This is a genomic window from Micrococcus sp. EYE_212 (assembly GCF_023147585.1).
GTDB lineage: Bacteria > Actinomycetota > Actinomycetes > Actinomycetales > Micrococcaceae > Micrococcus.
The window spans coordinates 131,876-145,140 of sequence record NZ_JAHXOZ010000001.1; the positions used below are offsets into that span (position 1 = coordinate 131,876).

At 75.2% G+C, this 13,265-nt stretch carries 12 protein-coding genes; 2 read left to right on the top strand and 10 right to left on the bottom strand.

The window, feature by feature from the left end; genetic code table 11:
• Positions 1-7: 7 nt before the first annotated feature.
• The 4 genes from rsmD to KZX60_RS00665 are packed head-to-tail and all read right to left on the bottom strand — an operon-like array spanning position 8 to position 5,018.
• Entirely contained in the window at positions 8-595 is a 588-nt protein-coding gene (gene rsmD / locus KZX60_RS00650; RefSeq protein ID WP_248115102.1) for a 16S rRNA (guanine(966)-N(2))-methyltransferase RsmD, read from the bottom strand.
• 4 nt (positions 596-599) lie between these two features.
• Positions 600-2,840: an ATP-dependent DNA helicase RecG gene (locus KZX60_RS00655; RefSeq protein WP_248115104.1), complete on the bottom strand. Its 2,241-nt coding sequence runs from the start codon at positions 2,838-2,840 to the stop codon at positions 600-602.
• Positions 2,830-3,834 (bottom strand): DAK2 domain-containing protein, encoded by a 1,005-nt coding sequence (locus tag KZX60_RS00660; protein ID WP_248115105.1) that lies wholly within the window; start codon positions 3,832-3,834, stop codon positions 2,830-2,832. The genes KZX60_RS00655 and KZX60_RS00660 overlap by 11 nt, the downstream gene beginning before the upstream one ends.
• On the bottom strand, positions 3,831-5,018 hold the full coding sequence (locus KZX60_RS00665) for an LCP family protein (RefSeq protein WP_248115107.1): 1,188 nt from the start codon (positions 5,016-5,018) through the stop codon (positions 3,831-3,833). Before KZX60_RS00665 ends, KZX60_RS00660 begins: the two co-directional genes overlap by 4 nt.
• A gap of 116 nt (positions 5,019-5,134) precedes the next feature.
• Here KZX60_RS00665 and KZX60_RS00670 point away from each other — a divergent pair, with 116 nt between their 5' ends.
• The gene (locus KZX60_RS00670; RefSeq protein WP_248115109.1) at positions 5,135-5,620 is read left to right on the top strand and encodes a DUF3515 family protein; all 486 of its coding nucleotides are present in this window, start codon (positions 5,135-5,137) and stop codon (positions 5,618-5,620) included.
• A 28-nt stretch (positions 5,621-5,648) separates the two neighbouring features.
• Here the strand turns inward: KZX60_RS00670 and KZX60_RS00675 are convergent, their stop codons facing one another.
• The 6 genes from KZX60_RS00675 to leuC form a co-directional block, all read right to left on the bottom strand.
• Complete coding sequence (locus KZX60_RS00675) at positions 5,649-6,824, bottom strand: D-alanine--D-alanine ligase family protein (protein WP_248115110.1); 1,176 nt, start codon at positions 6,822-6,824, stop codon at positions 5,649-5,651.
• Positions 6,821-7,891, bottom strand: a complete 1,071-nt coding sequence (locus tag KZX60_RS00680; RefSeq protein ID WP_248115112.1) for an NAD(P)H-dependent glycerol-3-phosphate dehydrogenase — start codon at positions 7,889-7,891, stop codon at positions 6,821-6,823. The genes KZX60_RS00675 and KZX60_RS00680 overlap by 4 nt, the downstream gene beginning before the upstream one ends.
• Entirely contained in the window at positions 7,888-8,637 is a 750-nt protein-coding gene (locus KZX60_RS00685) for a lysophospholipid acyltransferase family protein (RefSeq protein WP_248115113.1), read from the bottom strand. Before KZX60_RS00685 ends, KZX60_RS00680 begins: the two co-directional genes overlap by 4 nt.
• A 5-nt stretch (positions 8,638-8,642) precedes the next feature.
• A complete protein-coding gene (gene murA / locus KZX60_RS00690; protein WP_248115114.1) occupies positions 8,643-9,971 on the bottom strand; it encodes a UDP-N-acetylglucosamine 1-carboxyvinyltransferase in 1,329 nt (442 codons plus the stop codon).
• Between the two features lie 222 nt (positions 9,972-10,193).
• Complete coding sequence (gene leuD, locus KZX60_RS00695) at positions 10,194-10,802, bottom strand: 3-isopropylmalate dehydratase small subunit (RefSeq protein WP_248115115.1); 609 nt, start codon at positions 10,800-10,802, stop codon at positions 10,194-10,196.
• A gap of 3 nt (positions 10,803-10,805) precedes the next feature.
• Positions 10,806-12,257 carry a 3-isopropylmalate dehydratase large subunit gene (leuC, locus tag KZX60_RS00700; protein WP_248115116.1) on the bottom strand — a complete coding sequence of 484 codons (1,452 nt, stop codon included), beginning with the start codon at positions 12,255-12,257 and terminating at the stop codon, positions 10,806-10,808.
• A gap of 152 nt (positions 12,258-12,409) precedes the next feature.
• Between leuC and KZX60_RS00705 the strand changes: the two genes are divergently transcribed.
• Positions 12,410-13,186, top strand: a complete 777-nt coding sequence (locus KZX60_RS00705) for an IclR family transcriptional regulator (RefSeq protein WP_248115117.1) — start codon at positions 12,410-12,412, stop codon at positions 13,184-13,186.
• Positions 13,187-13,265 lie beyond the last annotated feature (79 nt).

The window sequence follows — 13,265 nt, forward strand, 5'->3', positions numbered from 1 at the left end:
ACGGGGCTCAGCGCTCGTCCTGCCACAGGTAGAGGGCGGTCTCGCCGTACGCGCGCACGTCGACCTCCTCGAGCGTGGCCGGGCGCCGCGGGGCCGGGTCGCGCGCGGAGCGCTCCAGCACGAGCAGCCCGCCGGGGCTGAGCCGCGCGGCGGCGGCGGCGAGGACGGCGTGGAACGCCTCCCCCGCCTCGGGATAGGGCGGGTCGGCGAGGATGAGGTCCACGGGCTCGCCCCCGTCCTCGAGGCCCTGCGCCCCGCCGACGGCGAGCACCTGTTCGACGGAGGAGGCGCGCACGCTCACCACTGTCCTCCCGAGGGCCTCGTTGACCATCGCCGCGTTGGCGCGGCACACCTCGGCGGCGCGGCGGTGCCGTTCCACGAGCACGACGCTCGCCGCGCCCCGGCTCGCCGCCTCGCACCCCAGCGAGCCGGAGCCGGCGTAGAGGTCGAGCACGCGGGTGCCGTCCGTCCAGTCCCGCGCGGAGAGCCAGGAGAAGAGGGCCTCCTTGGTGCGGTCCGTCGTGGGGCGGGTGCCCGTGCCGGGCACGGAGCGCAGGGGGCGGCCGGCGGCGGCGCCGGCGATGATGCGGGACACGGGGTCAGCCCTTCTCGAGGTAGTCGGCGGCGGTGAGGTGCTCGCCCTCCCAGCGGGTCACCTCGGCGGCCAGCGCCGGGTGCGCGGAGAGCCCCTCGCCGGCCGCCATGATGCGCGCCACGGCGTCCGCGGCCAGGCCGATGAGCGGGGCGTCCGCGATGACGTCCACGTGGCGCAGCCCGGAGGCCAGGCCGGACTGCTGCGCCCCGAGGACGTCGCCGACGCCGCGGTGGGCCAGGTCCTCCTGCGCGATCCGCAGACCGTCCTGGGTCTGCTCGAGCACCTCGAGGCGGCGCAGGGAGGCGTGCCCGTCCGGCAGGCGCGTGGCCAGGAGGCACACGGACGCGCCGGGGCCGCGGCCCACGCGGCCGCGCAGCTGGTGGAGGGTGGAGAGGCCGAAGTCGTCCGCGTCCAGCACGGCCATGACGGTGGCGTTGGGCACGTCCACGCCCACCTCCACGACGGTGGTGGCCACGAGCACGTCCGTCTCCCCGCGCGCGAACGCCTGCATCGCGGCGTCCTGCTCGGCCTGGTCCATCCGGCCGTGCACCACCCCGATCCGCGCCCCGCCCGGGCGGGCGGCCGCGAGCGCGGGCAGCGCCTCGAGCCGCGGGGCCATCTCCGTCACGTTCGCGTGGCCCGGGTCCGCGTCGTCCGGGTCGATCCGCGGGCACACCACGAAGGCCTGGTGCCCCGCGGCGACGTGCTCCGCGATCAGCTCCCACACGCGCCCGATCACGCGCGGGCCGTGCGCCATCCGCGCGACGTGCGTGGTGACCGGCTGGCGGCCGGAGGGCAGGCCCTCGAGGACGGTGAGGTCGAGGTCGCCGAAGACGGTCATGGCCACCGAGCGCGGGATGGGCGTGGCGGACATGACGAGCAGGTGCGTGCCCGGGTTGGCGCGGCGCAGGGCCTCGCGCTGGTCCACGCCGAAGCGGTGCTGCTCGTCCACCACGGCGAGCGCGAGCTCCGCGAACCCCACCGTGTCCGAGAGCAGGGCGTGCGTCCCGACGGCGATCCCCGCCTCCCCCGAGGCGAGCGCGAGCAGCGCCTCGCGCCGGGCGGCGACCCGCTGGGACCCGGTCACGAGGACGACGCCCGTGTGGGGGCCCTCCCGGCCGTCGTCGAGGCCGAGGGTGCCGACGCCGCCGAGCCCGCGGGCGCCGTCGTCGGCCAGCGGGCCCATGAGGCGCAGCAGGGCGCGGTGGTGCTGGGCGGCGAGGACCTCCGTGGGGGCCACGAGTGCGGCCTGGCCGCCGGCGTCCACCACCTGGAGCATCGCGCGCAGGGCCACGAGGGTCTTGCCCGCGCCCACGTCGCCCTGGAGCAGGCGGCTCATCGGCCTCTCGCGGGCGAGCTCGGCGGAGAGCTCCTCCCCCACGCGCCGCTGGCCCGCGGTCAGCGTGAAGGGCAGGCGCGCGTCGAGGGCCTCCCGCAGCCCGCCGGCGCGGGGCGGGCGCGGGACCGCGGGGACGGCCCGCTCCCGGCTGCGGCGCCACGCCAGCGCGGCCTGCACCACGAGTGCCTCGCGCAGGGCGAGGGCCGTGCGGGCGGGGCCGGTGTCGGCCACGTCGTCCGGCGCGTGGAGGTCCCGGTAGGCCTGGGCGGTGCCGGGCAGGGGTGCGTCCAGGTCGAGGTCGGCGGCGGTCATCGCGCGGATCTCGGGCGTCAGGACCTCCGGGATCCGGTCCAGGTCCACGGTCTCGAGGACCCGTTGGAGCGCCGAGCGGACCGTCCAGCTCGGCAGCTTGCCCGTGGAGCGGTAGATCGGCACGGGGCGCACGTCCACCTCGCCGGGCGCGACGTCGTCGTCCAGGAGCGCGAAGTCCGGGTTGTTGAGCGTGATCCGCCCGCGGTACTCGGTGGTCTTCCCCTGGAACATGGCGGTGACGCCGGGGGCCAGGCGGCGGCGCGCGTCGTGGCCGTTGAAGAAGGCCATGGACAGGCTCGCCCCGGGCACGCCGGCCACGGAGGGGTCCGCCACGGTCACGTCCACGATGAACCCGCCGCGGCTGCGCATCTGGCGGGTGCTCACGGACTCGACGACGGCCACCACGGTGACCTCGGAGTCCCACGGGAGCGCCGCGATCGGCGTCAGCTCCCCGCGCTCGACCCAGCGGCGCGGCGTGTGGTCCAGCAGCTCTCCGACGGTGCGGAGCCCGAGCTCCTTCTCGAGGCGCCCGGGCAGCGTGCCGGAGAGCACCTCGGTGAGGGGCAGGTCCGTGACGGCGACGTCAGCGGCCATGGCGCCCGTCGGCCTCGTGACGGTGCGCGTGGGCCGGCGCGCTCAGGTCTGTGACGGACAGGCCCGCGGGCGCGCCCGCCGCGCGCAGCACGTCCACGGCGTCCTCGGCGCGGGGCACGTGCACGTGGACGCGCCACGGCACCCGCCCCTGCTCGTCCAGCTCCCTGGACACGGGGGCGAGGATCAGCGAGTCCCCCACCGCGTCCAGGCGGCGGCGCAGCTCCGCGGCGTCCAGGGGGGTCAGCGCGAGGGTGCCCATGACCTCGACGCCGGCCGCGTGCCCCGCGGGCGCGGCCACGGCCTCGCGGGACTCGTCCGCGTACCCGTGCAGAGCGGCGGCGAGCTCGGCGTCCACCTCGGTGCCGGTCACGGCCGAGCGCAGGGCCTCGAGCACCCACAGCAGGCCCACGGCGCCGGCGTCCACCACGTGGGCGTCCGCGAGCGTGGGCAGGAGCGCCTCCGTCCCCTCCACCGCTCGCAGGCTGCCCGCCACCATCGCGGTGACGGCGTCCGCCAGCCGGGAGTCCTCCCCGGTGCCCGACGGCGCCTCGGCCGCCGATCGCTCCAGGCTCTCGGCCGCCGCGGTGAGCACGGTGAGGATGGTGCCCTCCTGGGGCTCGGAGAGCGCGGCGCGCGCCGCCTCGTCCGCCGCGCCGAAGGCCGCGGCCAGGTCCGCCACGCGCACCTCCCGGCGGCCGCGCAGCGGCCCGGACGCGCCGGCCAGGGCGACGGCGAGGAGCGTCCCCGAGTTGCCGTGCGCCGCGTCCAGGGCGGCCCGGCCCACCCGCGCCATGACCGCCCCGACGTCAGCGGTCTCCGCCGACTCCGCGGCCGCGCGGGCGGCTCGCAGGGTCGCGAGCATGTTCGACCCCGTGTCAGCGTCCGGCACCGGGAAGACGTTCAGGGCGTTGAGGCGGGGCGCGGCACGGCCGACCAGGTCCTCGGCGAGGACCAGCCAGCGCTCCACGGACGTCGGCCCGCTCGGGGTGCTCACTGCCCGACGACCTCGCCGAGGCCGCCCGTGCGGATGCCCTTGCCGATCGCGCGGATGCCGGCCCAGTCGGGCCACACGACGGACTGGTTGTCCCCCGCCGTGCCGACGCCCAGCGTGGGCACGGTGCTCGTGACGATCGGGGCGTCCCGTGCGTCGCGCAGGGACCACGCGAGGGAGGCGAGGGCGCCCGAGTCCAGGGAGTCGTCCAGGGTCAGGTAGGGGGCGAAGCGCTCCACGGACTGCTGCACGCGGCCCGGGTCCGAGAGGGTGTCCATGGAGAGGAACTCGGCCATGATCGCCTTGACGAGGCGCTGCTGGTTCTCCACGCGGTCGTAGTCGCCGCGCGGCAGGGTGTAGCGCTCACGGGCGTAGACCAGGGCCTTCGCCCCGTCCATCTGCACCGTCCCCGCCGGGAAGTCCACGCCGCCGGTGGAGGTGAACGCGGTGGGGTTCTGCACGGTCACGCCGCCGAGGGCGTCCACGAGGCCCTGGAAGCCGGCCAGGTCCACCGCCACCACATGGTCCACGCGCGCCTGGAACATGTTCTCCACGGTGCTCACGGTCAACGGGATCCCGCCGAGCGAGTAGGCGGCGTTGACCTTGCGGTCGCCCTGGCCGGGGATCGGCACCCAGAGGTCGCGCATGACGGACATGACGTCCACGCGGCTGCGGTCGCCGGGCACGTGGACCCACATCATCGTGTCGGAGCGGCCGGTCTCGCCGCGGCCCTCCGCGCCGGCGTCCTCGCCCACGAGGAGGAAGTCGACGGCGGCGCCGTCCGCCTTCTCGTCCGCGGAGGGGGCCTCGGGGCCCTGGGCGGCGGCCTCGGCCATCGTCGGGTCCACGCCGGGCGGCGGGGCGGTGGGGGTCCACACGCCGGGAGCGGCGTTGCCGGCGGCCGCGCCCTTGCCGTCGTTCCCGCCGCTCCCGTCGCCGTCCGATCCCGCGCCGTCCTTCCCGGGCTCAGCCGGACGCAGCGACTCCGCGGGGAACGCGCCGCCGTCGAAGCGCTGGGTGTCCTCGTCCACCGAGCGGGCCAGACCGGAGAGGTACACGGCGGCGGTGACGCCGAGGGCCAGCAGGGCGGCCAGGAGGACGGCCAGGACGATGAGCAGCACGGGCCGGCGGCGGCGCGGCGCGCGGTGCGGGGTCTCGTCCGGTGCGGAGGCGGGGGCGCTGTTCACGGCGTGTACTCCTGCTGTGCGGGGGCGCCGGACGCGGCGCGCGGGTCGGCGGGTCGATCCCGTCCATGCTAGGCCACCGGGGCGACGCGACAGGGCCCGCCCCCTATCCTGGGAGGATGCCGTCCCGCGTCCCCGCTCCGGTCCGCCTGTCCGCCCTGCTGGCCGCCGTCGCCCTGGCCACCACCGCGTGCTCCGGCCGCACGGCCACCGTGGAGGCCGCCCCCGACGCCGCGGACCCCGCGTGCGCCCCCGCCATGATCGCCATGCCGGACGAGCTGGCCGACCTCCCGTTGCGCCCCACGGACAGCCAGGCCACCGCCGTGTGGGGTGACCCGGCGGCCGTCGTGCTGCGCTGCGGCGTGCCCTCCCCCGGCCCCACCACGGACCCGTGCCTGCGCGTGGACGAGGTCGACTGGGTGGTGCGGGACGAGGACGCGAACTGGCGCCTCACCACGTACGGCCGCACGCCCGCCGTCGAGGTGCTCTTCGCGAAGGACCGGGCGAGCTCGGACTCGGTGATGACCGGCCTGTCCTCCGCCGTGGCCCGCATCCCCGCCGAGCGCGCGTGCGTGAACCTGGAGGACGCGACGCCCGTGGGCTGAGGCCGCCCGCCGCGCGGCGCGGCCCGGCTCAGTGCAGGCCGGTGCCGCGCTCGAGCGCGAGGTCCAGCAGCTCCGAGATGAGCTCGGCGTAGGGCAGGCCCGTGCGCTCCCACATCGCGGGGTACATGCTGATCGGGGTGAAGCCGGGCATCGTGTTGATCTCGTTGACGACCCAGCGCCCGTCCGGGGTGTGGAAGAAGTCGCAGCGGCCCAGGCCGGAGCCGTCCACGGCCTCGAAGGCGGTGACGGCGAGCTCGCGCAGGCGCGCGATCTGCTCCTCGGGCAGCTCGGCCGGGCAGGAGAGCTGCGCGGCCTCGCGGTCCTGGTACTTCGCCTCGAAGTCGTAGAACTGGTGGCCGGCCTCGGAGCCCTTCACCACGATCTCCCCGGGCAGGGAGGCGCGCGGGGCCTCCGTGCCGTGGCCGTCCAGGACGGCGCACTCGATCTCCCGGCCCAGGATGCCGGCCTCCACCACGACCTTGGGGTCGTAGCGGCGCGCCTCCTCGATCGCGGCGCGCAGGTCCTCGCCCTCGGCCACGCGGGTGATGCCGAACGAGGAGCCGCCGCGGGCGGGCTTGACGAAGAGCGGGTGCGCGAGGCGGCCGGCGCGCTCGAGCGCGGCCTCGGGGTCCCGCGCCCACTGGCGGTCCGTGATGGTCTCCCACGGCCCCACCTCGAGGCCGGCGGCCTGGAAGGCCACCTTCATGTAGTGCTTGTCCATGCCGACGGCGGAGGCGAGCACGCCGCAGCCCACGTAGGGCAGGCCCAGGGACTCGAACATGCCCTGCAGCGTCCCGTCCTCGCCGAACGGGCCGTGCAGCAGGGGGAACACCACGTCCACCGGGCCGAGGGAGGCGCCGTCCTCGGCCACGAGCTCGACGGCGCCGTCCGCGCGCGTGCGCACGCTCACCGGGCGCTGCGGCTCGGGGACCTCCGGGAGCTCGCCCGCGTCGAGGCGGAACCCCGCGACGTCCACCTCGCCGTGGGACCACAGGCCAGAGCGCGCGACGCCCACGGGCACCACGTCCCAGCGCGCGGGGTCCGCCGCGTGCAGCACACCGGCGGCGGTGACGCAGCTGATGGGGTGCTCGCTCGAGCGGCCGCCGAACAGCAGGAGCACGCGCGGGCGGCGGCCGGCGGGCCCGCCCGCGGCGGAGGCATCGTGGACGGTGGCGGCCGGGGCGGCCTCGGGGGTGGCGGTCATGCGGTGCGTCCTTCCGACTTCAGGTCCCGGCCGAGCAGGAGGCCGGCCAGGTGGTGCACGTCCACGGAGCCGGCGACGACCCGGTCCATGGCCTCGCTGATGGGCATCTCCACGCCGTGCGCGCGGGCCACGTGGACGATCGCGGACACGGACTTCAGGCCCTCCGCGGTCTGCTTCATGGCGGCCACGGCCTCGTCCACGCCCATGCCGGTGCCGAGCAGACGTCCGGCGCTGCGGTTGCGCGAGAGCGGAGAGGCGCACGTGGCCACGAGGTCGCCCAGGCCCGCGAGTCCGGCGAGGGTGCCGGCGTCGCCGCCCAGGCGCACGGCCAGGCGGGTGGTCTCGGCCAGGCCGCGCGTGATGATCGAGGCCTTCGAGTTGTCCCCCAGGCCCTGGCCGTCGCAGATGCCCACGGCGAGGGCGATCACGTTCTTCACGATCCCGCCGATCTCCACGCCCACGACGTCCGTGTTGGTGTAGGGGCGGAAGGTGCGGCCCGCGGTGAGCGCGGCCACGCGCTCGGCGGTCGCCGCCGACGTCGAGGCGACCACGGTGGCGGTGGGCTCCCCGCGCGCGATCTCGAGGGCCAGGTTGGGCCCGGAGACCACGGCGAAGCGGTCGGCGGCCAGACCCAGGACGTCGGCGCACACCTGGGAGGGGCGCGCATCCGTGCCGCGTTCGAGGCCCTTCACGAGCGAGACGACGACGGCGTCCGGCGCGATCGCGTCCGCCACGGACTCGAGGGTGGCGCGCACGCTCTGTGCGGGCACCGCGACCACCACGACGCCGGCGCCGGAGACGGCCTCGCGGGCGTCGGTGACGGCGCGCACGCACGCGGGCAGCTCGATCCCCGGCAGGTACTCCGGGTTGGCGTGGTCGCGGTTGACGGCCTCGGCCACCTCGGCGCGGCGCGACCAGACCACCACCTCGCGGGCGCGGGCCCCCTCGGGGCTCGTGCTGGTGCCCAGCACGCGGGCGAAGGCGGTGCCCCAGCTGCCGGCGCCCAGCACGGCGACGACGGCGGGGTCTCCGGCGGGGCGCGGGCCCTGTGGACTCGCGTGCGTCACGCTCGAGGCTCCCGGCGTCCGGTCTTCGGGTTCCACCGGCCCTCCGGGGCGGGCTCGCCGCGCAGCTGCGCCACGAGGTCCGTGACGGCGTCCATCATCCGATCGGTGCCGGTGCGCAGGACGGTGGCCGTGAGGGGGACGTCCCGGAGGTCGTCCAGGTCCACGGGCTCGCCCACGACCATGCGCGCGGTCTTGCGCGGGAAGGGCTTCAGGGCGTGGGTCGGGTACGGCAGCAGCTCCTGGATGCCCCACTGGCCCACGGGGACGAGCGGCGCGCCGGTCTGCAGGGCCAGGCGGACGGCGCCGGTGCGGGCCGCCATGGGCCAGCCGTCGGGGTCGTGGGTCACCGTGCCCTCGGGGTACACCACGATCACGCGGCCGGCGGCGAGGGCGGCCCGGGCCGCCTCGAGCGAGCGGCCGCCGTCGCGGGAGCGGTCCACGGGGATCATGCGGGTGGACTGGAGCATCTGCTTCAGTCCCGGGACCTTCCACAGCTCGGCCTTCGCCATGATGGTGGGCAGCAGGCCCTGGTTGTAGACCATGTGGGCCACGGAGAGCGGGTCGATCTCCGAGATGTGGTTCACCGCGAGGATCGCTCCGGTGCGCGGGATCCGGTCCGTGTGCTCCCAGCGCTGGCGCACGAGGGAGCGCATGAGCGGCCGGACGAGCGCGGCCGGGACCACGTAGCCCCGTCGCTCCGCCCGGGCGGGGGCGGCCGACCCAGGGGTCGCGTTCGCGGGGCCCACGGACGTCATCGATCGGTCTCGGCCAGCTCGACGTCGGCGCCGAGCCCCTGGAGCTTGTCCATGAAGTGCTCGTAGCCGCGGTTGATGATCTCCAGGCCCGTGGCGGTGGAGGTGCCCTCGGCCGCGAGCGCGGCGATGAGGTGGGAGAAGCCGCCGCGCAGGTCAGGGATGTCGAAGTCCACGCCGTGCAGGGGCGTGGGGCCGGAGATCACGGCGGAGTGCAGGAAGTTGCGCTGGCCGAAGCGGCACGGCACGGAGCCCAGGCACTCGCGGTGCAGCTGGATGGAGGCGCCCATGCGCACGAGCGCGTCGGTGAAGCCGAAGCGGTTCTCGTACACGGTCTCGTGGACGATCGAGACGCCCGTGGCCTGGGTCAGAGCCACCACGAGCGGCTGCTGCCAGTCGGTCATGAAGCCGGGGTGCACGTCCGTCTCCAGCACGAGCGGGTTGAGGTCGCCGCCGGCGTGCCAGAAGCGGATGCCGTCGTCGGTGACGTCGAACTCGCCGCCGATCTTGCGGTACGTGTTGAGGAACGCCGTGAGGTCGCTCTGCGCGGCGCCGCGCACGAAGATGTCGCCGCGCGTCGCCAGGGCTGCGGAGGCCCACGAGGCGGACTCGTTGCGGTCCGGCAGGGCGACGTGGTTGTACCCGCGCATCTCGGCGACGCCCTCGATGCGGATGGTGCGGTCCGTCTGCACCGTGATGATCGCGCCCATCTTCTGGAGGACGTCGATGAGGTTGTGGATCTCCGGCTCCACCGCGGCGCCCTTGAGCTCGGTGATGCCCTCCGCCTTCACGGCGGTGAGCAGCACCTGCTCCGTCGCGCCCACGGAGGGGTAGGGCAGCTCGAGCTTCGCACCGTGCAGCCCCTTGGGGGCGGAGATGGAGATGCCGCCCGGGCGCTTGTCCACCACCGCACCGAAGTTGCGCAGCACCTCGAGGTGGTAGTCGATCGGGCGGTCGCCGATCTTGCAGCCGCCCAGGTCGGGGATGAAGGCCTCGCCGATCGCGTGCATCAGCGGGCCGCAGAAGAGGATCGGGATGCGCGAGTCGCCCGCGTGGGCGTCGATCTCCGCGGTGAGGGCGGACTTCACGCCGGCCGGATCCATGGTGATGGAGCCCGACTCCTTGTCCCAGTCCACGGTGACGCCGTGGATCTCGAGGAGGGAGCTGACCACGTCCACGTCCTTGATCTCCGGGACGCTGCGCAGCGTGGAGGGCGTGTTGCCCAGCAGAGCGGCCACCATGGCCTTCGGGACGAGGTTCTTGGCGCCGCGCACCGTGACCTCGCCCGTGAGCGGCTTTCCGCCGTGGATCGTCAGCAGCTTCGCCATTCTCGTGTCCTTCCTCAACGTGACGCTCGGGCCACGGTCTCGGCGACGCCCCGGGGGAAGCGGAGGCGTGCGGGTTCGGGCACCGGCCGCGCTGCACGCGCTCGGCCCCGGAATCGCACCCAGCATAGGGGCTGGGGGGGCCGCGGCCGCAACGCCCCGCCGCGCGGCGGACCGCTGGGCGCCTGTGCCGTCGGCCACGCCGACGCCGCACCGGCGCGCGCGTCAGTCGGCGGCGGTGCGCGCGGGCAGGGTGGTGGGCTTCCAGGCGGGGCGGGCCGCCTCGTAGGCGTCGATCGCCTCCCGGTGGCCGAGGGTGGCGCCGATGTCGTCGATCCCCGCGAGCAGACGACGCCGGGCGTCGTCGTCGATCTGGAAGGTGGTGCTGAAGCCGCGGCACTCCACCGTGCGGCGCTCGAGGTCCACGGTCACGGCCGCTCCCGGCTCGTTCTCGAGCTCCTTCCAGATCCGCTCGATGTCCGCCTGCTCCACCTGGGCGGCCACGAGGCCCTGCTTGGCGGAGTTGCCGCGGAAGATGTCCGCGAAGCGCGGGGAGAGCACGGCCTTGAAGCCGTAGTCCTTGAGCGCCCACACGGCGTGCTCACGGGAGGAGCCCGTGCCGAAGTCCGCGCCGGTCACGAGCACCGAGCCGGCGCTGTAGGGCTCCGTGTTGAGGATGAACTCCGGGTCCTGGCGCCAGCCGGCGAACAGGGCGTCCTCGAAGCCCGTGCGCGAGATCCGCTTGAGGTACACGGCGGGGATGATCTGGTCCGTGTCCACGTTGGAGGCGCGCAGCGGGACGCCGATGCCGGTGTGGGTGGTGAACTTCTCCATGGCTCAGGCCTCCTGGACGGTGAGGGCGGGCAGGTCGGACGGGCTCGCGAGGCGCCCGAGGACGGCGGTGGCGGCGGCCACCACGGGCGAGACCAGGTGGGTGCGCCCGCCCTTGCCCTGGCGGCCCTCGAAGTTGCGGTTCGAGGTGGAGGCGCAGCGCTCCCCCGGCGCGAGCTGGTCCGGGTTCATGCCCAAGCACATCGAGCAGCCGGCGAAGCGCCACTCGGCGCCGAAGTCCTGGATCACGCGGTCCAGACCCTCCTCCATGGCCTGCAGGCGCACCCGCGCGGAGCCGGGGACCACCATGACGCGCAGCCCCTCGGGCTTGGTGCGGCCCTTCACGATCTCCGCGAAGGTGCGCAGGTCCTCGATGCGGGAGTTGGTGCACGAGCCCATGAACACCGTGTCCACCGCCACGTCCTTCATGGGGGTGCCGGGAGCGAGGTCCATGTAGCGCAGCGCCTTGCGGGCCGCCTCCTGGGCGGCGGGGTCGGCGAAGTCCTCCGGCGCGGGGACGGCGTCGTTGAGGCTGATCCCCTGGCCGGGGTTGGTGCCCCACGTGACGAACGGCTCGAGCGTGTCCGCGTCCAGGACCACCTCGGCGTCGAACCGTGCGCCCTCGTCCGTGGCCAGCGTGCGCCAGTGCGCGACGGCGGCGTCCCAGTCCTCGCCGACCGGCGCGTGCGGACGCCCCTTCAGGTACTCGAACGTGGTGTCGTCCGGGGCCACCATGCCGGCGCGGGCGCCGGCCTCGATGGACATGTTGCAGATGGTCATGCGGCCCTCCATGGAGAGAGCACGGATGGCCTCGCCGCGGTACTCCAGCACGTAGCCCTGGCCGCCGCCCGTGCCGATCTTCGCGATGACGGCGAGGACGATGTCCTTGGCCGTGACGCCCGGGCGCAGGGTGCCGTCCACCGTGATCGCCATCGTCTTGAAGGGCTTGAGCGGCAGGGTCTGCGTGGCGAGGACGTGCTCCACCTCGGAGGTGCCGATGCCGAACGCGAGGGCGCCGAACGCGCCGTGGGTGGAGGTGTGGGAGTCGCCGCACACCACGGTCAGGCCGGGCTGGCTGAGGCCGAGCTGCGGGCCCACCACGTGCACGATCCCCTGCTCCACGTCCCCGAGGGAGTGGAGGCGGATGCCGAACTCGGCGGCGTTGGAGCGCAGCGTCTCGATCTGGAGGCGGGAGACGGGGTCGGCGATGGGCCGGTCGATCTCGAGGGTGGGGGTGTTGTGGTCCTCGGTCGCGATCGTCAGGTCCGGGCGATGCACGGACCGGCCGGCCAGGCGCAGCCCCTCGAATGCCTGGGGGCTCGTCACCTCGTGCAGCAGGTGGAGGTCGATGTACAGCAGGTCTGGCGCACGGGAGGCCCCCTCGCCCTCGCCGCGGACCACCACGTGCTCGTCCCAGACCTTCTCGGCCAGCGTGCGCGGATGCGTCGTGGGACCCATGGATCGTCCTCCTCGTCGTGCCGCGGTCGCCTCGTCCTCCGCGGGCCCCCGCGGTGCGGCCCGGCGTCGTCGTCCCACTGTGCCGCCCCGCCCCCGGGGATCTCGACCCGCGAACCGCAACGTCTCACATTGCAAGACGCTATGATCGCGACATGACCCTCCCCGACTCTCCTGACCCCCGGGGCAACGACGCCCTGGGACCCGCGCTGCACCGCCACCCGAGCGGCGTGGGCGTGGTGGACAAGTCCGTGGCCATCCTGGACGCGCTCGAGTCCGGCCCGGCCACCCTCGCCCAGCTCGTGGCCGCCACGGGCATCGCCCGTCCCACACTGCACCGCCTCGCGGCGGCGCTCGCTCACCACCGCCTCGTGGGCAAGGACCTGCAGGGCCGCTACGTGCTCGGCTCCCGCCTGGCCGAGCTGGCCTCCGCCGCGGGCGAGGACCGGCTGACCACGGCCTCCGGGCCCGTCCTGCTGTGGCTGCGGGACGCCACGGGCGAGTCCGCGCAGGTGTTCCGCCGCCAGGCCGACTCGCGCGTGTGCGTGGCCTCGGCCGAGCGACCGTGGGGCCTGCGGGACACCATCCCGGTGGGCGCCCGCATGTCCATGAAGGCCGGATCCGCGGCACAGGTGCTGCTCGCCTGGGAGGACCACGAGCGTCTCGTCGAGGGCCTCGCCGGGGCCGTCTTCACTCCCACCGTCCTGGCGGCCGTGCGCCGCCGCGGCTGGGCGCAGTCGCTCGCCGAGCGGGAGCCCGGCGTCGCCTCCGTGTCCGCGCCGGTGCGCGGGCCGAGTGGCCGCGTGATCGCCGCCGTCTCCATCTCCGGCCCCCTCGAGCGCCTCTCCCGGCAGCCGGGGCGCGTGCACGCCGAGGCCGTCGTCGCCGCCGCCACACGCCTCACCGAGCTGATCCGCTCCGGCGAGGCCTGAGTCCGCGCCGCCGCGGCCGGTTCGTCCCGCGACCACCGCGGGAACACCCCGCGTCCGCGCCGCGTTCGGCGCGTGTTCA